The organism is Bifidobacterium pseudocatenulatum DSM 20438 = JCM 1200 = LMG 10505, assembly GCF_001025215.1.
GTDB lineage: Bacteria > Actinomycetota > Actinomycetes > Actinomycetales > Bifidobacteriaceae > Bifidobacterium > Bifidobacterium pseudocatenulatum.
In genome coordinates this window covers 1,048,441-1,067,690 of record NZ_AP012330.1, presented here as the reverse complement: position 1 = coordinate 1,067,690, position 19,250 = coordinate 1,048,441, and the positions used below count along the sequence as shown (strand labels likewise).

Sequence of the window (19,250 nt, the reverse complement as noted above, 5' to 3'; positions counted from 1 at the left end):
GTCAGAACTTCGCTTCCTCGTCACAGTAGTCGCAGCGGTATTCCTGACGGTCGGAATGCACCAGGTGGAACATCTGTACGGCCGGCTCGGTGGTAGTCACGCAGCGCGGGTTCACGCATTTGATGATATTGACCACATGTTCCGGCAGTGTAGGCTGCTTTTTCTCTACGATTTTACCGCCGCGCACAATGCCGACGGTTGCGGTGCGTGCCACAAGGCCGAGCACGTCAAGGTCGATGGTTTCGGCTTCCTCTTCGCTTTCGATTTTGATGATGTCTTTGGTGCCGAACATGTGGCTGTCGGTGTTCATGATCAGCGCGAGCTTGGTCTTAGCCGGATCAATTTTCAGGTATTCGAGCACCTTGAGCGCGGTGCCAGCAGGCACATGGTCGATGATGATGCCGTTCTGAATGCTGGTGACCTCCATCAGGCTGCAACCTCCTTGGATTCAAGCGGTTCATATCCCGGCAGTTCGTCTCCGACCACCGAGCTTTCCAATGCCATGCGCATAAGCATGCCGTTCTTGACCTGTTCGAAGTAGGCAGCGCGTGGGTCGTCATCCACTTCGACGGCGATTTCGTTGACTCGCGGCAGCGGGTGCAGCACGGCCATGTCTTTCTTGGCGTAAGCCATCTTGGCTTCGTCGAGAATGTAGGTGTCGCGCAGTCGCAGATAGTCGTCTTCGTTGAAGAAGCGTTCCTTCTGCACTCGGGTCATGTACAGCACGTCGAGATCGCCGATCACGGAAACGAGATCCTTGACTTCCGTGTAGGAGCAGGAGTCGGTGGCGTTGATGCGGTCGAGCACATACTGCGGGGTCTTGAGCTCATCCGGGCTGATCAGCACGAAGTTCACGTTGCCGAAACGGCACAGGGTTTCGATCAGGGAATGCACGGTGCGCCCGAAAGTCAGATCGCCGCACAGTCCGACAGTCAGATTGTTCACGCGACCGAAGCGCGACTGCATCGTCGCAAGATCGGCCAGAGTCTGCGTGGGGTGCATATGTCCACCATCGCCGGCGTTGATGACCGGCACGGAGGCTGCACGGGACGCCACGAGCGCGGCGCCTTCCTTCGGGTGGCGGATCGCCACCACGTCCACGTAGTTGGACACGGTTTTCAGGGTGTCCGAAATGGTTTCGCCCTTGGTCACGGAAGCGAGCTGGGCGCCGGCGAAGCCGATCACCTTGCCGCCGAGTCGGAGCATGGCGGTTTCAAAGCTCAGACGCGTACGGGTGCTGGGCTCATAAAATAAAGTGGCGAGCACCCTGCCGTCGCAGGTGTGCGCCACTTCTTTACGATGAGAATCAATGTACTGCGCCTTGTGGAGTAATTCTTGAATCTGGCGAATGGAAAGATCATCCAATGTGATGACGCTTTTCCCGACCATCGGCGTTTCAACCGCCTGTTCGAGTACTGAAGACAACGGCTCACCTTTCATGCAACTTGTGGTTGAAGGTGGCCACTCGAAGTGACCTAGCCAACTATAGCCTGAAATGCAGACCCTGCCAGTTCACCGCGTGTTCACAAGTATTCGTGGCGCAACCTCCATCCTTCCATGCACGAAACCCTGAATCAGCATAACCGTCAGAGCCGTATAACTTCGGTCCGACGGCCACACCATGCTCCTAGCCGTTCAAATGGCACGACTCACGAACGACCGTAGAACAGGCGTTCCGTTACGTCACGGGCTTTGCGTATCACGGCGAGCAGGTCGTTTTCGAAATGTTGGCCGCGATTCGCATCGTAACCGAGATACACGGCGATGCCTCCCAGCGAATATGAATCGTCCGGCAAAATATCAGCCTGATTGACGCGTCCGCTCCACAGATAACTGCCGTTGCGCGCGGCCGTGCACATACGCCATGCCTTACGCAACACCACAGCATCGCCAGCGGAAATCAGCTTGCGATGTTCCAACTCGTTCAATGCCTGCAACGTACCGTTGACACGCAAGTTGGCATTGTCTCCCGCATGCTGCAATTGCAGCAACTGGATCGTCCACTCAACGTCAGACAGTCCGCCCTTGCCGAGCTTCAGATGGCGATCCCTACGTACTCCGCGCGGCAGACGTTCAGCTTCCATACGTGCCTTGAGTTTGCGGATTTCGGCGATCTGCGTTTCCGTAAGATCGATTTTCGGATAACGCAACGGGTCGGCGATGTTCATGAGGAAATCCTCGGCAAGAGACGCGTCGCCTGCCGCATATCGTGCGCGTAATAGCGCCTGATGCTCCCATGTGCTTGCCCAGGATCGATAGTATTCCTCGCAGGATGCGTAGGAACGTACGAGCGGTCCGTTTTTGCCTTCAGGCCTAAGATCCATGTCAAGTTCGATTTTTGGTTCGAATGTGGTTGGACCTTGCAGGATCGCACGTAGGTCTTCCTGCACTTTTCGTGCGAAAAGGTTGGCTTGGTCGTCATCGGCACCTTCGGCCGGCCTGTAGATGATGATCACGTCAGCATCAGAGCTGAAGTTCACTTCCCTACCGCCGTACCGTCCCATGCCGATGATGGCGATCGCCGCCGGAGCTTCGTCGATCTGTATGTCGTTGATGCGATGCTGGATGGCCCACTGCAGCGATGCTTCGATGGCCGCGTCGTATACGTCGGTCATGCCGGCGAGCGATGCTTCATCGTCGATCACGCCACTCATCCAAGCGAGACCGATGCGTTCGATTTCGTGTCTGCGCATGGCTCGGATGGAGTTGGCGAAATCGTTGATGTTGCCGGCATTGCGTTCAAGCGTCGCCTTGGTTTGAATGTCGAGGCTTTCTCGCGAACGTGGTTGCAAAGAGTCGTCGTTGCCGAGCCATGTGACTGATTCGACGGATTTGTTGAGTGCGTCGCCGAGGAATCGTGAGTTGGATAGTACGTGGCATAGGCGTTGTGCCGCGGATGGTGAATCGCGTAGGAATCCGAGGTATCCGCTTTCGGAGCCGAAGTTTTCTTCAAGTTTGCGCCAGTTAAGCAGTCCCATGTCGGGATTCTGCCCTTCGCCGAGCCATTGCAGTACTGCGGGGAGCAGGATGCGGTTGATTTTTGCCGCACGGGAGATGCCTGCGGTGAGCGCGGTGACGTGCCGCATGGCCGCGTCGGCATCGGCGAATCCGATGGATTCGAATCGTTCCTGCGTGGCTTTCGTGGAGAGTTCCACCTGTTCGTCGTCGAGTCCCGCGTTGATGGGCAGCATGGGCCGGTAATAGATGTCCATGTGCAGGTGACGCACCTCACGACGTGTCTCATCGTATTTGTTGACGAGTTCTTCGGGATGCATGTGAAATGCGCGCGCGAGTCGACGTAGTTCGGGATTTTGGTTCAGCTCGTCGATGGTGATGTCTCGTTTGCGTTCAAGACCGCCAGCGTTGGCTTTGCCGAGGTCTGGGAACAGGTGGGTGCGTTTGAGCGCCCACATTTGCTGGCGGTGTTCCATCACACGTTCGAATCGGTAGTCCCATGAAAGTTTCTTGGCTTGTTTGCGTGAGACGTACCCGCCTTCGGCCAAGGCCTGCAGGGATTCGAGTGTGGAGCTGGTACGCAATGCTTCGTCGGAGCGGCCGTGCACGAGTTGGAGCATCTGCACGGTGAATTCGACGTCGCGCAAGCCTCCCCTGCCGAGTTTGATTTCGCGGTCTTTCAGCGGGTTGGGAATAAGGTCTTCGACACGTTTGCGCATCTGCTGGCAGTCATAGACGAAGTTGTCTCGCTTGGAAGCTGTCCAAACGAACGGTCGGGTCATATCCATATACGCTTGTCCGAGGTCGGTGTCGCCGGCTACCGGGCGGGCTTTGAGCAGGGCCTGGAATTCCCAGTTTTCCGCCCATTGCTCGTAATAGGCTTCGTGGGATTCGAGTCTGCGTACCAGCGGACCGTCCTTGCCTTCGGGGCGTAGTCCACCGTCGATCTGCCAGAGTGTCGGTTCTGCGACGCCCATGATGACGGATTGGCATACACGTTGCAGCGTGGTGGCCATTTTGGTGCCGATTCGGCTGAGTGCCATGCCGTTGGTGTCCATGTCGGCGGGTTCCACCACGTAGATCAGGTCCACGTCGGATACATAGTTGAGCTCCTGTGCGCCCAGTTTGCCCATGCCGATGATGGCGAAACGCACATGTTCGCTGCCGTCCACTTCATGGCGTGCGATGGCGAGCGCGCCTTCAAGCGCCGCGTCCGCAAGGTCGGAAAGTTCGGTGCTGATGCGCGGTTGGATTTCGATGGGATCGTTCGCCGTGGCGTCTTGCGCCATGATTGCGGCGAGTTGTTTGCGATAGGTTTTACGTAGCGCCGTCGCAGCTTCGGCAAGTGGCAGGCTTGCGGTCGGCATGGTGTGGTCATTGGGATCGGCTCCTACCGATTTGAGCACATGCGCTCTGCGCTGTTCGTGATTGTAAAGGTGGCTTTCGCAGGCATCGTTGGCTGCGGCCTCCACAAGTTCCGGGCGGAATCGCATGAGCTTGCCCATTTCATCGGATACGCCGAGCACGGTGATCAGTCGCACGAAAGAGTTTTCATCGGCGATGATGTTGGTGAAATCCTTGCCTTGACTTTGCATCACTTTGATGATGTCCACCAGGTTGCTGAGTGCGATGTCGGGATCGCACGCTTTTTCCAGCGTGGCTAGTAGCAGCCGCATCCTGTCGTCATCGATGCCGTCATTGTGCAGCTCGTCGAACAACGTGCGAGCCCTGTCGAGATCTTGCAGCCCTGCTCGAATCAGATCAAGCGCCCCGAACTTGTGTTGCATGGAAGTCATGGTTTCTATAGTAACCGCTGATAAAACCAAGGGCGGTTGCGAAATACCCGCAACCACCCTTGATGTTTGTTGCATCGCCTGAAATCAGACGAAGAATGGTTTGACGTTGGACCAAATGCGTCGGCTGACACATGGATGGTTCATCGTGTACAGGTGCACGCCGTCGACGCCCCGCGCCACCAGTTCGCAGATCTGCTCGGATGCGTAGGCGATGCCCGCTTCTTTGAGCAGAGCCTTGTCACCTCCCCATTTATCGAGCATGATGCCGAGTTTTTCAGGAACTTTCGACTGGCATTTGTTCGACATGTTCAGCACCGATTTCGCGTTCATGACCGGCATGATGCCCGCTTCGATCGGCACGTCGATTCCCGCAGCCCTCGCTTTGTCGAGGAATCTCAGGAAGTCCTCGTTGTCGTAGAACAGTTGTGAGATCAGATGCGTCACGCCGGCATCGACTTTCTTTTTGAGATTGTCGATGTCCTCTTCCAGCGTTGCCGACTGTGGGTGCTTTTCCGGGTAGCAGGCGCCGTAGATTTTCATGTCCGGACGTTGCTGGCGGATGTATACGGCCAGATCGCTGGCATGTTCGAATACTCCTGCCGGTTCGGCACCGTCGATGCGGTCGCCACGCAAGGCGAGCACGCCGGAGACCTTGGCCTGTTCGAACATGTCGAGTGCCTGGTCGACGTCATCCTTGTTCAGATACTGCGCGGTCAGATGGGCCACGCTGGGGATGCCGTATTCGCTTACCGTGTGGGCGATGCGCGCGGTCAATGTACGGTCGGATGATTTGCCGGTGCCGTAGGTGACGGAAATGAAATCGGGGTCCAACCCCTGCAGGCCATCCAACGTGTCGTAGATGGTGCCTACAGGGGAGGTTCGCTTCGGAGGGAACACCTCGAGCGAGAACATTGGCGAATGCATGGCTGTCGTCTTGTTCCTAACGTTTCGCCTTATTTGGTCAGCTTGGCACGCACAGCCTGGGCTGCGGCCACGAGGTTTTCGAGGCTTGGCCAGGTTTCGGCGTTGCCGCGGGTCTTCAAACCGCAGTCGGGGTTGATCCACACCTTTTCGACGTCCATCTTCTTGAGGATTTCGTAGATGCGTTCCTCGATTTCGGCTTCGGACGGGATGCGCGGCGAGTGGATATCGTAGACGCCCGGGCCAGCTTCGGTTTCGAAGTTGGCGTCGTGAATGGCGTCGAGCACCACGAGATCGCCGCGGGAGGCTTCGAAGGAGATCACGTCGGCGTCCATGGCGTCGATGTCGGTGATGATGTCGTTGAACTCCGAGTAGCACATGTGGGTGTGGATCTGCGTGGTCGGCTTGACCGCGGAGTGCACCAGTCGGAATGCCGGAATGGCCCAGTCGAGGTACTTCTTGTGCCAGTCGGTCTTCCTGAGCGGCAGCTTTTCACGCAGGGCGGCCTCGTCGATCTGGATGACCTTGATGCCTGCGGCTTCGAGGTCGAGCACTTCGTCGCGGATGGCGAGGGCCAGCTGCTGGGTCTGCTGCTCGTGGGTGATGTCCTCGCGTGGCCAGGACCAGTTGAGAATAGTGACCGGGCCGGTGAGCATGCCCTTCATCACATGGCTGGTACGGGACTGTGCGTAGGCGCTCCATTCCACGGTGATCGGGTTGGCGCGGGACACGTCGCCCCATACGATCGGAGGCTTCACACAACGGGTGCCGTAGGACTGCACCCAAGCGTTCTTGGTGAACAGGAAACCGTTGAGGTTCTGGCCGAAGTATTCGACCATATCGTTACGCTCGAATTCGCCGTGCACGAGCACGTCAAGGCCGATCTGCTCCTGATGCTTGATGCAGGCGTCGATCTGCGCCTTCATGTATTCGTCGTATTCAGTCTTGGTGATTTCGCCCTTGCGCAGTCTGGCGCGTTCGGCGCGCACTTCCTTGGTTTGCGGGAAGGATCCGATGGTGGTGGTCGGCAGCAATGGCAGGTTCAACGCCTCCCGCTGTGCCTTCTGACGTTCGGCACGTGCCGGCTGGCGCACGAAGTCCGAGTCGGTCAGGGCTGCGAGACGTTCCGCCACGTTCTTGTCGGCGGCGACGCGGGTACCGTCGAAGAGCGCCTGGTTGGCTGCCAATGCCCCGGATGCCTTCTTGTCTTCCTCGCTGGCGTCGGCGAGAACCGCGAGGTCGTGCAGTTCGCCGAGCTTTTCAACGGCGAAGGCGAAATGCTTGCGCACATCATCGGCGAGACCGTCTTCACCTTCGGTGCTGAACGGCACATGCAGCAGGGAGCTTGCGGTGGAGACGGCCACGTTGTCGGTGACCTTCTTCAGCGCGTCGACGAGTCCAAGGCTGACGGCGTAATCGTTACGCCAGATGTTGCGGCCGTTGACCACACCGGCGAAGATGGTGGTGCTCTCTGCGACGCCGAACTTTTCAACGGCGGCGAGATTCTCGTCCTTGCCTTCGTTGAGGTCGAGTCCGATGCCGTCGAAGGCGAGCAGGTTGACTGTCTCATACACGTCGGCGATGTGGCCGAAGTAGGTGTTGAGCAGCACCTTGATCTTGCCGTCGCGTGCGGGCAGGATCTTGGTGTACAGGCTCTTGAACAGTTCGACGTCGCCCGGCTCCTTGTCGAGCACGAGGTACGGTTCGTCGATCTGGATCCATTCGGCGCCCAGCTCGGCGAACTTGGCCACGACCTCGGCGTAGACGGCGGCGACCGCGTTGACCAGGCCCTTGTCGTATTCGAGTTCTTCGGCCTGCGGATTGCGGGCGAGCTTGAGGAAGGTGTACGGGCCGATGAGCACCGGCTTGGTGGTGATGCCGAGCGCCTTCGCCTCGTTGAATTCGTCGAACGGCTTGGTGCTGTTGAGCTTGATGTCGGTGGCTTCGTCGACTTCCGGCACCAGATAGTGGTAGTTGGTGGTGAACCACTTCTTCATCGGCAACGCGGTGACGTCGCCCTTGTCTCCTTGGTAGCCGCGGCCCATGGCGAACAGCGTCTCTTCGGGATTGTCGAAGGCGAGGCGCTGGTAGCGCTGCGGAATGACGTTCAGCAGGATGGCAGTGTCGAGCATTTGGTCGTAATAGCTGAAGTCGTTGCTCGGAATCAAATCGATTCCGGCTTCCTGCTGCAGCTTCCAATGCTTGGCGCGCAGCTCCTTGGCGGTGGCGCGCACGTCGTCGAGCGTTGCGACACCCTTCCAATAAGCTTCGATAATCTTCTTCAGCTCGCGGTTCTGGCCGATGCGAGGGAAACCGGAGACGGAAGTGAGAACGGACATGAATCCTCCATCTGATATGAACAATGCAACCCGCTCAAGCTACCACGAAATCGCCAGCTATAACTCATCAAGAAAATTTAAGTGTCGCTATAAGCACGATTTATATCAGTTGGCATGGCAACATTTCACGCCTCTCAGCATCATGCCGAGAGGCGAAGGAATCATTCAAAATCCTTGGCCGTCAGCAATGCGATGAGTTCGCCACTGTGCAGCTGCCATTGGTTGAATGGCTCATTTGATCCGAACACGGCGAGCGATGCCGGCGACATGCCCAGATTCAGCATGTCGAGCAGCATTGCATCCGATTCGGAGCTCGCCAGCCATTGGCATGCGATCGACACAGTGGGCTCATGGCCGAGTACCAACAGCTCGCGATGCTTCTCCTTGGTCTGGGCAAGCTCGTCAAATACCGACTGCACCCCACCTTCGTACAGACTCTGACGATAGTCGACCTTCGGGTCGTCGCCGAACACCTTAAGCATGCGATCGCAGGTCTGCCTGGCCCTGGTGGCGCTGGAGCACGCAATGCGCGTCGGCACCATCTTGTGCGCGGCCAGGCCTTTGGCGACGGCTTTCGCCTGCTTACGCCCCTTGTCGGTCAGCTCACGCCCGGCGTCGCCACCGTCACCAAACGGCTCGGTTTTGGCGTGACGCATCACCAGCAACACATACTTGTAATCCTTGGCTTTTTTCGCAACCTTCTTGAGGCTCGTTCCCATGGACGAATGCTCCAATCCTTAACGATCCAGCGTATGTACCAACGCAACGCGCTATGACTATTGTCTCAGAACAACGGCAAGAAACACCGTATCAATCGCCGATAGCCTCGACCTGCGCGTCGAGATCACGCAGCACCTTACGCAACTTGCGATCGGAAATATCCCGCAACTCAAGATCTTCGAGCTGTTCGGCACGTTCTTCGGCGCTCAGCGAATCAATATCGGTGGTCGTGTCTTTCGTGGCACGGTCACGCTTGCGCAACGCCTGAAATCCCGGCGCCATAGCCCGCGAAACCATAAGGAAGCCGGTGTGTCCGATCATCTGATGGTCGGGACGTATCGCCAATCCCTGAACCTTCCAGTCGCGTTCCAGAGTCTCCTGGATATCCGGTTCCGTCCAGCAGCCAGCCTCCCTCAACGCCTCCGCCATACGGCTTAGCTGCGTAGTAGTGGTCACATACGCCACGAGCACACCGCCGGGCGCAATCACTCGGTATGCCTGCTCAAGACGGTTCCAGGGGTCAAGCATGTCAAGCATGATGCGGTCGAAGGAATGCTCCGGCAATGTGGCGGCGACCGAATCGAAATCACCGATTTTCAGATCCCACCATGCGGGGCGCCCACCGAAATAGACCGTGGCATTCGCTTCGGCCACGCGGGCGAATTCCGAACGCATCTCGATGGTGGTCAGTCTTCCACGCTCCCCCACCGCGTCCAGCAGGTTGACGCTCATGGCGCCGGATCCGGCACCGGATTCCAACACGTTCATGCCGGAACGAATGTCGCCAAGCTGAATCACTTGGGCAATGTCCTTCGGATACATGATCTGCGCGCCACGAGGCATCGACAGCACATAATCGGCCAACCGAGGGCGCATCACCGCGAACTGCCATCCGCCAATGGCGCGCGTTCCCTTCCAAGGCTTGTTGGCGTCGCGTTCCGGATGATCCTGATTGATCTGCGCCTCACGTTTGGCGCTCACCGTCACCACCACGGACCCTTCCGACTGCCCGATCACATCGTCATGCAGAATGATGCCGTGCGAGGTCTGCGTCACACCGCCCGGCACCAATTGGTCGGTGATCTTATTGGATCTGCGATCCGTGAACTGTACCTTCTCACCCGCCGTCAACGGTCCTCGACGCATCAATCACTCCTTCATACCCACACGGATTCCACCATCACGACAGCACGGAACCGAATGACTCCTGTCCGACGCTATTCATGCTACAGCATATTCCGGCGCACACAGCACCCGTTACCGCGCGTACGCGCTCCAACGTCCATTCGCATGCGTCACCTCAAGCTCCAAACCGAACACTTCGCTCAACCGTTCCGAAGTGAAACCGTGTTCCAGATCACCCGAGTACACGATGGTGCCCGGAGCCGGATCGTTGCCTGCGACATTGTCGGCGTAGGCGTCGGCCTCGCTGCCGGTGATCCTGCCCATGATCGCCACATGGTCGAATCCCTGCGGAATCTCCTCAAGACGATGCGTCACCAGCACCACGGCACGATCCGACTGCTCGGCGCCGACACGGCTCAACGCACGAAGCGCAATCTCACGACCGCCCAAATCAAGACCGGTAGTCGGCTCGTCCAAAATCAGCAGATCCGGATCAGCCATCAACGCACGGCAGATCAGCACGCGCGTACGCTCGCCTTCCGAAAGTTTGAACATCATTTTACCTTCGAGATATTCGATACCGAATTCACGCATCAGGGAACGCGCCTTGGCATAGTCTTCGTCGGTGTAGGTGTCGCGCCAACGGCCGGTGGTCGCGGTCAATGCGGTCACGATGGCGTCGAGCGGATCTTCTTGGGGAGGGAACGCGCGACTCAGTTCCGCGGAGCTCAAACCGATACGGTTGCGATAGGAGAACACATCGACCTTGCCCAAGCGATTGCCGAGAATGTCGACGGTGCCTTCCGACGGGAATCCTCTGGTGCTCATCATTTGAACCAAGCTGGATTTGCCGATGCCGTTGGGTCCGAACAGCACCCATTTCTCGCCCTTGTTGATTTTCAGATTGACCTTGGTGAGAATCACGCGTCCACGGCGACGAAATTCCACGTCAGCGAGTTCCAGTGCGATGTTCTGCTCCGGCATTCTTCCTCCCCTATCGTTGTTCGGCTTGTAGATATGGAAACGCCTTCCGCCAGCATAATGCTTTCAGCGGAAGGCGTTCCACGCATCGTCTACGTGGTGAACTGGTTATTCGGCGGTTTTGCCCTGCTCGGCAAGCACGTCTTCATAGACCTTGACGGTCTTGTCGGCGATCGACTCCCAGCTGAAGTGGTCGCGCGCACGCTCGTAACCGGCCTGTCCCATCTGCTTCGCCTTTTCAGGATCGGCCATGATGCGGTTGATAGCGTCGGCCATGTCATGCACGAACTTGTCTGGATTGGTCGGAGTGCCGGTGCCGTCGTGCAGCTGGTCGACAGGCACGAGATATCCGGTTTCGCCATCGACGACGACTTCGGGAATGCCGCCGGTCGCGGAGGCCACCACCGGAAGGCCACACGCCATGGCCTCCAAGTTCACGATACCGAGTGGCTCGTAGATGGATGGGCAGATGAACGCGTCGCAACCGTGCTCAAGCGCGTTGAGCTCCGGCTTCGGCAGCATCTCCTCAATCCAGATGATGTTGCCGCGCTCCTCGTCAAGCTTGGCGAACGCGGTTTTGACCTCGTTCATGATCTCCGGAGTGTCGGGCGCGCCCGCGCATAGCACGATCTGGATGCCCGGATCGACGAAATGCAACGCCTGAAGCAGGTATGGCAGGCCCTTCTGCCGGGTGATACGTCCGACGAACAGCAGCGTGGGCTTGTTGCGGTCGATATTGTAGCGTTCGAACACCTTCCAGCCCGGATCGTCGTCGGATGGGGTTTCGAACTGGCTCATGGTGATACCGTTGTGCACCACGACCACCTTGTCGGGGTCAAGATTCGGATAGGCGCTCAGGATGTCTTCGCGCATTCCTGCGGACACGGCGATCACGCGGTCGGCATGCTCGTATGCGTCACGCTCGGCCCACGAGCTCAAATCGTAGCCGCCACCCAGCTGTTCACGCTTCCATGGGCGGAACGGTTCGAGGGAATGCGCGGTGATGACCAGCGGCGTTCCGTGCAGCATCTTGGCAAGGTATCCGGCCAAGCATGCATACCACGTGTGCGCGTGGATGATGTCGGCGTCCACATCGTCGGCGATCTGCAGATCGACGCCGAACGTCTTCAGCGCGCCGTTTGCTTCCTGGAGTTCCTTGGGAACGTCGTATCCGACGACCTTGAGCGAACCTTTCGGATTGTCACCCGGGATTTCGGGAATCTCATTCTCGGCACGTGGTCCGTCAAACGCACGGACCGTCACATCCACGCGTTCCGCCAGAACTTTGGAAAGCTCCTCCGCGTGCACGCCTGCGCCGCCATACACCTTGGGCGGATATTCACGGGAAAGGATGTCAACCTTCATATCTGTGCTCTCCTCTTCGAGTCAGGCAGTTGTTCCATCACTACTGTAAGGCAATTTTTCAATGAAACGCCTGATTGTTTCATTCGTGTCACAAAGTTTTGCATCTTTCCTAAAAATGCAGGCAAGGAGGTCAATAAACCAGGAACGAATAGTGCCGTCATTCGTGACTCGCATGTGAAAGCGGGGCTGCATCCTTCCATCGGATGCAGCCCCGCTTTACGTTCATCGCCTTGCTATCAGACGGCCGTACCATTCTGATCGAGGTTCGGATTATGCTTCGGGTTACCCGCCGTGAAGAACAGGCTAAGCACACCGACAGCGAAGACGATGGAGACCGTGGCGACCAACCACATGGGATGTGACGGCAGCCACATGATCACCAGGAATGCGATTGCGGACAGTGCGATGAGCAGCCAGCTGATCACGCGGAACCATTGGCGTGCGGAATGCGGTGCCTTGAACATCTTCGGGTTCGTGTAGTTCGGGCTGGTGGTCAGCAGGCTTTCGGTTTCTTCGATGGTGCCGCCGGTCGGCTTCCAAGGTCCATCGGTACCGTCTTGCAGTCGGCGGGACTTTTCCTGCAGCTGGTATTCGTCCAGCATTCCGGAACGTGCGCGGCCATGGGTTTGGTCGTACTGCTGCGGCACTCCCCTGCGGTTGTTCTTTGCCTGCGCTCGACGTTCTGCACGATTTGGCATTGGGTCACTCCTTTGTTGCGATGTGCTGCAGTTCACTTTACTGCATGACTGCCGGTTTTTCGCCGAACGGCACGTCATTCGGACGTTTATGCCACGTCTGTATTGTTCGAGGTTCCGGGAAGTGGGGATATGAAAAATCGTCCGATTCCGTTTTGGCGGAGAATCGGACGATTTTTCTGTTACGTTAACTGCTTATGTTCAGCGCGGCAGCATCATCGGCCTTTTGGATGCGACGATGGGTGCCGGCAGTTCGGTGGCGCCGGTGAGGTATTCGTCCACGGCGGCCGCGCAGGAACGGCCTTCGGAGATGGCCCACACCACGAGGCTCTGACCGCGTCCGGCGTCACCACAGGCGAACACGCCGTCCTGGCTGGTAGCGAACTTGTCGTTGCGCGCCACATTGCCTCGTCCGTCAAGGTCGACGGGCAGCTGGTCCACGAGCGTGGTGGTGTCCGGGTGCAGGAAGCCGACGGAGATGAGCACCAAATCAGCCGGAATCACGCGTTCGGTGCCGGGCTGACGGGTGAACGGTCCGTTTTCGCCGGGTGCAACGTTCACTACCTTGAGACCGGTCACATGTCCGTTCTCATCGGCCACGAAGCCTTCAGTAGCGGTGGAGTGCTCCACCTTCACCTTGGCCTGTTCCTCTTCGGTACCGACGAAGTTCACAGAATCCGTGCTGTACACGTACTCGGCGCGCTGGGTTTCGAAGCCTTCTTCCATGGAGGAGGTCTTCTGGTACAGGCGCGCGAAGGTCGGCCATGGCTGGTTGGCCGGGCGTTCGCTTGGTTCCTGCGGCATGATCTGCAGCACAGTGACGTCCTTGGCGCCTTGGCGGATGGACGTGCCCAGGCAGTCAGATCCGGTGTCGCCGCCACCGATGATCACGACGTGCTTGCCTTCAGCGGTGATGTCGTTGACTGGCTTGACGCCGTAGACGCGGCGGGTCGCGTCGGGCAGGAATTCCATGGCAAAGTGGATGCCCTTGAGTTCACGGCCCGGAATCTTCATGTCGCGCGGCACGGTGGAGCCGATGGCGACGACCACGGCATCGTAGCGGGATCGCAGATCGTCCCATGAGATGTCTTTGCCGATCTCCACGCCGGTGCGGAACACGGTGCCTTCGGCTTCCATCTGTTCCACGCGGCGGTCGATGAGTCGCTTGTCGAGTTTGAAGTTCGGGATACCGTAGCGCATCAGGCCGCCGATGGCGTCATCACGCTCGTATACGACCACGGTGTGGCCTGCGCGGGTAAGCTGCTGGGCGCATGCCAGACCGGACGGGCCGGAGCCGACCACGGCGACGGTCTGGTCGGTCAGGCGCTGCGGAGGCAATGGCTTGACGTAGTCGAGTTCCCAAGCCTGATCGATGATCGTGCATTCGTCGTTCTTGATCATGGTCGGCGGCTGGTGAATGCCGAGCACGCAGGCTGCCTCGCACAACGCGGGGCAGATGCGGCCTGTGACTTCGGGGAAGTTGTTCGTTTCGGACAGGCGGTTGTACGCGTCCTCCCACTTCTCCTGGCGCACCAGATCGTTGAATTCTGGGATGATGTTACCCAGCGGGCAGCCGCTCATGCAGAACGGCGTGCCGCAGTCCATGCATCGGGCCGCCTGTTCGGTGGTCCAAGGCTGCAGGCCGGATTCGGCGTGGACGTCGAACCAATCCTTGATTCGCTCCTCGACGGGGCGTTCGGCCAGTTCGCGACGGGTACGGACCTTCAGGAATCCACGTGGATCTCCCATGTCAGCGCGCTCCTTCCATAACCTGCTCGTACACCTGTTCCCAGACGCCGGGCGTATTGAAATCGATGTTGTTCTCTTCGGCGTTCTTCATCGCCTTCTGCATGGCGAGGAAGTGCTTCGGAACGATGTGTGTGAATCGCTTGGATGCGTTCTCCCAGTCGGCGAGCAGTCCGGCCGCGAATGCGGAGCCTGTTTCTTCGGCATGCTGCTTGACCAGACCGTGCACGATTTCGTTCGACTCACTGTCGAGCGGTTCGAACAGCAACGCGCCGTTGGCGGCGGCAGCCGGGTTGACCTGCTTCATGTCAAGGTCGAGCACGTACACGTGGCCACCGGAGAAGCCTGCGCCGAGGTTGCGACCCGTGGGACCGAGGATCACGACGGTGCCGCCGGTCATGTATTCGCAACCATGGTCGCCGACGCCCTCCACCACGAAGGTGGCGCCGCCGTTGCGCACGCCGAAGCGTTCGCCTGCACGACCTGCCACGAACATCTGGCCGGAAGTGGCACCGAAGCCGGTGACGTTGCCCGCGATCACGTTCTCATGCGGATCGAAGGTGATGCCCGCCTCCGGACGCACGACCATGCGTCCGCCGGAAAGTCCCTTGCCCGCGTAGTCGTTGACTTCGCCGTACACGCGGATGGTCTCGCCACGCGGAATGAACGCGCCGATGGACTGGCCGCCCGCACCATGGAACGTCATGTCGATGGTGTCGTCAGGCAGGCCTTCCTCGCCGTAACGCTTGGTGATCTCGTAGCCGACCATGGTGCCGAGCGTACGGTACACGTTACGGATCGGCATCTCGATGCGCACCGGCTCCTTCTTCTCAAGGGCGGGCTGCGCGAGCTCGATGAGCTTGTTGTCGAGCGCCTTGTCGAGCTCGTGGTTCTGCTCGATGGTCTGGTGCAGGATGGTTCCCGGCACCGGTCCCGGCTGCATGAGCACGTTGCTCAGGTCGATGCCGTCAGACTTCCAACGCTTGATCGCTTCGTTCTGGTCGAGGCATTCGACATGGCCGACGGCCTCTTCCAAGGTGCGGAAGCCGAGCTGGGCGAGCAGCTCGCGTACTTCCTCGGCGATGAACATGAAGAAGTTGATGACATGTTCCGGCTTGCCCTTGAAGCGTGCGCGCAGTTCGGGATCCTGGGTTGCGATGCCCTGCGGGCAGGTGTTCTTCTGGCAGGCGCGCATCATGACGCAGCCTTCGACGATCAGCGCGGCGGTGGCGAAACCGAATTCCTCGGCGCCGAGCAGGGCTGCGATCACCACGTCGCGGCCCGTCTTGAGCTCGCCGTCACATTGCACGGTGATGCGGGAACGCAGGCCGTTGAGCACGAGCGTCTGCTGGGTTTCGGACAGGCCGATCTCCCACGGGGTGCCGGCGTGCTTGATGGCGTTGAGCGGAGCCGCGCCAGTGCCGCCGTCGTAACCGGAGATCAGCACCACGTCGGCATGGCACTTGGCAACGCCTGCGGCGATGGTGCCCACACCGAACTCGGAAACGAGCTTGACGTGCACGCGGGCCTTCGGATTGGCCATCTTCGCGTCGTTGATCAGCTGCTTCAGATCCTCGATGGAGTAGATGTCATGGTGCGGCGGCGGGGAGATGAGCTCGACGCCCGGAGTCGCGTGACGCACCTTGGCGATCCACGGCGGAACCTTGGCGCCAGGAAGATGTCCGCCTTCGCCAGGCTTGGCGCCTTGGGCGAGCTTGATCTGCAGGTCGGTGGCGTGCACCAAGTAGTCGCTGGTCACGCCGAAACGTGCCGATGCGATCTGCTTGATCTTGCTGTAGCGCAGCGGATCATTGATGCGGTCTTCGGATTCGCCGCCTTCACCGGAGTTGGAACGTGCGCCGATGGTGTTCATGGCGATCGCGAGGGTCTCGTGCGCCTCCTGGGAGATGGAGCCATAGCTCATGGCGCCGGTGGAGAAACGCTTGACGATCTCGCTGGCCGGTTCGACCTCGCTGATGTCGATCGGCTTGCGACCGGACTTGAACTTCATCAGGCCGCGCAGCGTCATCAAACGGTTGGAGGTGTCGTTGATGTGCGCCGAGTACTTCTTGAACATGTCGTAGTCACCGCGCTGGGTGGACTGCTGCAGCAGGAAGATGGCTTCAGGGTCGTTGAGGTGGTCTTCGCCGGTACGACGCCACTTGTATTCGCCGCCGGTGCGCAGGTTGCGGTGCGGGCGGGCGGTCCACTGCGACGGGTAGGCCACGCGATGGCGGATGGCGACCTCTTCGGCCAGTTCGTCGAGTCCGACGCCTCCGACGCGGGAGGTGGTGCCGGTGAAGTATTCGTCGATGACGTCCTTGTTCAGGCCGATGGCTTCGAACAGCTGTGCGCCACGGTAGCTCATGATGGTGGAGACGCCCATTTTCGCCATGATCTTGAGCACGCCGGTCGACAACGCGTTGGTCAGGTTCTTCACCGCGGTTTCGGCATCGACGTTGAGATAGCCCTTGCGGGACAGGTCTTCGACAGATTCGAACGCCAGATACGGGTTGACGGCCGCCGCGCCATAGGCGATCAGCAGAGCGACATGGTGGATTTCACGCACATCGCCGGCCTCGACGACCATGGAGATCTGGGTGCGCGTGTGTCTGCGCAGCAGATGGTGCTGCACCGCGGAGGTGAGCAGCAGCGACGGAATCGGTCCCCACGTGTAGTTGGAGTCGCGATCGGAGAGCACGAGGAAGTTGGATCCGTTTTCGATGGCTTCGTCGACTTCCTGGAAGATCTCGTCGAGACGTTCCTTCAGCGCCTTGCCGCCGCCAGCGACCTGATAAAGACCCTTGACGACGAACGGCTTATAGTAGCCGCCGAGGATCTTGGCGCGGTCGAGGCGCTTGAGCTGCGCCATCTCGTCGGAGTTGAGCACCGGCAACGGAATGAGGATCTTCTTGGCATGCAGTTCGGAATCGGCCAGCAGGTTCGGCTCGGGACCGATGGCGGATTCAAGGCAGGTCACGATCTTTTCACGCTCCCAGTCGAGCGGCGGATTGGTGACCTGCGCGAACTTCTGGGTGAAGTAGTCGAACAGCATGCGGCTGCGGGAGGAAAGCGCGGCCATAGGCGCGTCATTGCCCATGGATCCGAGCGGCTCCTTGCCGGTGTTGGCCATCGGGGCGAGCAGCAGCTTCAGATCCTCTTCGGTGTAGCCGAAGGCGCGCTGGCGGCGTTGCACGGACTGGCCGGAGTGGTTGACGTGCTCGCGCTTGGGCAGCTGGCTCATCTCGACGGTGTTGCCTTCGACCCACTGACGGTACGGATGCTGGGACGCGAGGGACTTCTTGATCTCCTCGTCCGGGATGATGCGGCCTTCCTTGGTATCGACGAGGAACATCTTGCCCGGTTCCAGGCGGCCCTTGGACACGATGTGTTCCTCGGCGTTCTCCGGGAGCACGCCGGTTTCGGATGCGAGCACGATGTAGCCGTCGTCGGTAAGCTGCCAGCGGCCGGGGCGGAAGCCGTTGCGGTCGAGCAGCGCGCCGACCTGGGTGCCGTCAGTGAAGATGATGTGCGCCGGACCGTCCCACGGTTCGATCAGCGTATTGTTGTATTCGTAGAACGCCCTGACATCGGGGTCAAGCTGGTCGTTCTTCTCCCATGCCGGCGGCAGCATCATGGAGATGGCATGTGGCATGGAACGTCCGGACAGGTGCAGCAGTTCGAGGCATTCGTCGAACGTGCCGGAATCGGAGTAGCCCGGGGTAGCGATCGGCAGCAGCGGCTTGAATTCGCCGAGCAGTTCGGAGCTTAGGCGGCCTTCACGTGCGGACAGCCAGTTGCGGTTGCCCTGGATGGTGTTGATCTCGCCGTTATGGGCCAGCTGGCGGAACGGCTGGGCCAGCGGCCAGCTCGGGAACGTGTTGGTGGAGAAGCGGGAGTGCACGATGGCGATCTTCGCCTTCATGCGCTCGTCGGAAAGATCCAGGAAGAAGGGCTTGAGCTGCATGGTGGTGAGCATGCCCTTGTAGGTGATGGTGCGTGCGGACAGGGACGCGAAGTAGATGCCCACCTCGTGTTCGACGCGCTTGCGGATGCGGAAGGTCTTGCGGTCCAGTTCGATGCCTGCGAGCTGGCCTTCGGGGTCGGCCACGACCAGCGTCTTGAACGCGGGCATGCTGGCGAGCGCCTGCAGTCCGAGTCCGTCCGGGTTGGTGGGTACGACGCGCCATGCGAGTACTTCGAGGCCTTCTTCGCGCACGATTTTGGCGATGGCTTGTTCTTGTTGTCCGGAGGTGGCGATGTCGCGGTCGAGGAATGCGATGCCGGCGGCGTAGTGGCCTTCTTCGGGCAGTTCGACGCCTGCGGTGGCGCGCATGAATTCGTCGGGCATGCTCATGAGGATGCCTGCGCCGTCGCCGGTGTTTTCTTCGGCGCCTACGGCTCCGCGGTGGTTGAGGTTGACGAGCACTTCGATGGCGTCGTCGACGATTTTGCGTTCGGGGCGCTTGTTGAGGGTGGTGACCATACCCACGCCGCAGGCGTCGTGCTCGGCGCCGGGATCGTACATACCTTGGGAATCATGGATCGTGAGATCTAACGGGGCGTGGAAAGTCACCGAAACCACCTTCAATGTTTTTGGGCAAGAA

At 59.4% G+C, this 19,250-nt stretch carries 12 protein-coding genes; all 12 read right to left on the bottom strand.

Annotated elements, in window-relative coordinates; genetic code table 11:
* Nucleotide 1 precedes the first annotated feature (1 nt).
* Nucleotides 2-427: an aspartate carbamoyltransferase regulatory subunit gene (locus BBPC_RS04385; protein ID WP_003834948.1), complete on the bottom strand. Its 426-nt coding sequence runs from the start codon at nt 425-427 to the stop codon at nt 2-4.
* Nucleotides 427-1,440, bottom strand: coding sequence for an aspartate carbamoyltransferase (pyrB, locus tag BBPC_RS04380; protein WP_004221884.1), 1,014 nt, complete (start codon nt 1,438-1,440; stop codon nt 427-429). Before pyrB ends, BBPC_RS04385 begins: the two co-directional genes overlap by 1 nt.
* Before the next feature lie 209 nt (nt 1,441-1,649).
* Nucleotides 1,650-4,742 (bottom strand): bifunctional [glutamine synthetase] adenylyltransferase/[glutamine synthetase]-adenylyl-L-tyrosine phosphorylase, encoded by a 3,093-nt coding sequence (locus BBPC_RS04375; RefSeq protein WP_080723476.1) that lies wholly within the window; start codon nt 4,740-4,742, stop codon nt 1,650-1,652.
* Nucleotides 4,743-4,835: 93 nt separating this feature from the next.
* The gene (gene metF, locus BBPC_RS04370) at nt 4,836-5,675 is read right to left on the bottom strand and encodes a methylenetetrahydrofolate reductase [NAD(P)H] (RefSeq protein ID WP_022245183.1); all 840 of its coding nucleotides are present in this window, start codon (nt 5,673-5,675) and stop codon (nt 4,836-4,838) included.
* Nucleotides 5,676-5,704: 29 nt separating this feature from the next.
* The gene (gene metE, locus BBPC_RS04365) at nt 5,705-8,011 is read right to left on the bottom strand and encodes a 5-methyltetrahydropteroyltriglutamate--homocysteine S-methyltransferase (protein WP_004221876.1); all 2,307 of its coding nucleotides are present in this window, start codon (nt 8,009-8,011) and stop codon (nt 5,705-5,707) included.
* Nucleotides 8,012-8,172: 161 nt separating this feature from the next.
* On the bottom strand, nt 8,173-8,730 hold the full coding sequence (locus tag BBPC_RS04360) for a SixA phosphatase family protein (RefSeq protein WP_004221875.1): 558 nt from the start codon (nt 8,728-8,730) through the stop codon (nt 8,173-8,175).
* A 91-nt stretch (nt 8,731-8,821) separates the two neighbouring features.
* Nucleotides 8,822-9,877 carry a tRNA (adenine-N1)-methyltransferase gene (locus BBPC_RS04355; protein ID WP_004221874.1) on the bottom strand — a complete coding sequence of 352 codons (1,056 nt, stop codon included), beginning with the start codon at nt 9,875-9,877 and terminating at the stop codon, nt 8,822-8,824.
* A gap of 111 nt (nt 9,878-9,988) precedes the next feature.
* Nucleotides 9,989-10,840 carry an ABC transporter ATP-binding protein gene (locus tag BBPC_RS04350; RefSeq protein WP_004221873.1) on the bottom strand — a complete coding sequence of 284 codons (852 nt, stop codon included), beginning with the start codon at nt 10,838-10,840 and terminating at the stop codon, nt 9,989-9,991.
* A gap of 105 nt (nt 10,841-10,945) precedes the next feature.
* On the bottom strand, nt 10,946-12,202 hold the full coding sequence (gene glgA, locus BBPC_RS04345) for a glycogen synthase (protein ID WP_004221867.1): 1,257 nt from the start codon (nt 12,200-12,202) through the stop codon (nt 10,946-10,948).
* Nucleotides 12,203-12,438: 236 nt separating this feature from the next.
* Nucleotides 12,439-12,900: a DUF2975 domain-containing protein gene (locus BBPC_RS04340; RefSeq protein ID WP_022245180.1), complete on the bottom strand. Its 462-nt coding sequence runs from the start codon at nt 12,898-12,900 to the stop codon at nt 12,439-12,441.
* Between the two features lie 198 nt (nt 12,901-13,098).
* Nucleotides 13,099-14,646, bottom strand: a complete 1,548-nt coding sequence (locus BBPC_RS04335) for a glutamate synthase subunit beta (protein ID WP_004221851.1) — start codon at nt 14,644-14,646, stop codon at nt 13,099-13,101.
* A gap of 1 nt (nt 14,647) precedes the next feature.
* Nucleotides 14,648-19,219, bottom strand: a complete 4,572-nt coding sequence (gene gltB, locus BBPC_RS04330; RefSeq protein WP_033524014.1) for a glutamate synthase large subunit — start codon at nt 19,217-19,219, stop codon at nt 14,648-14,650.
* Between the last annotated feature and the right edge of the window lie 31 nt (nt 19,220-19,250).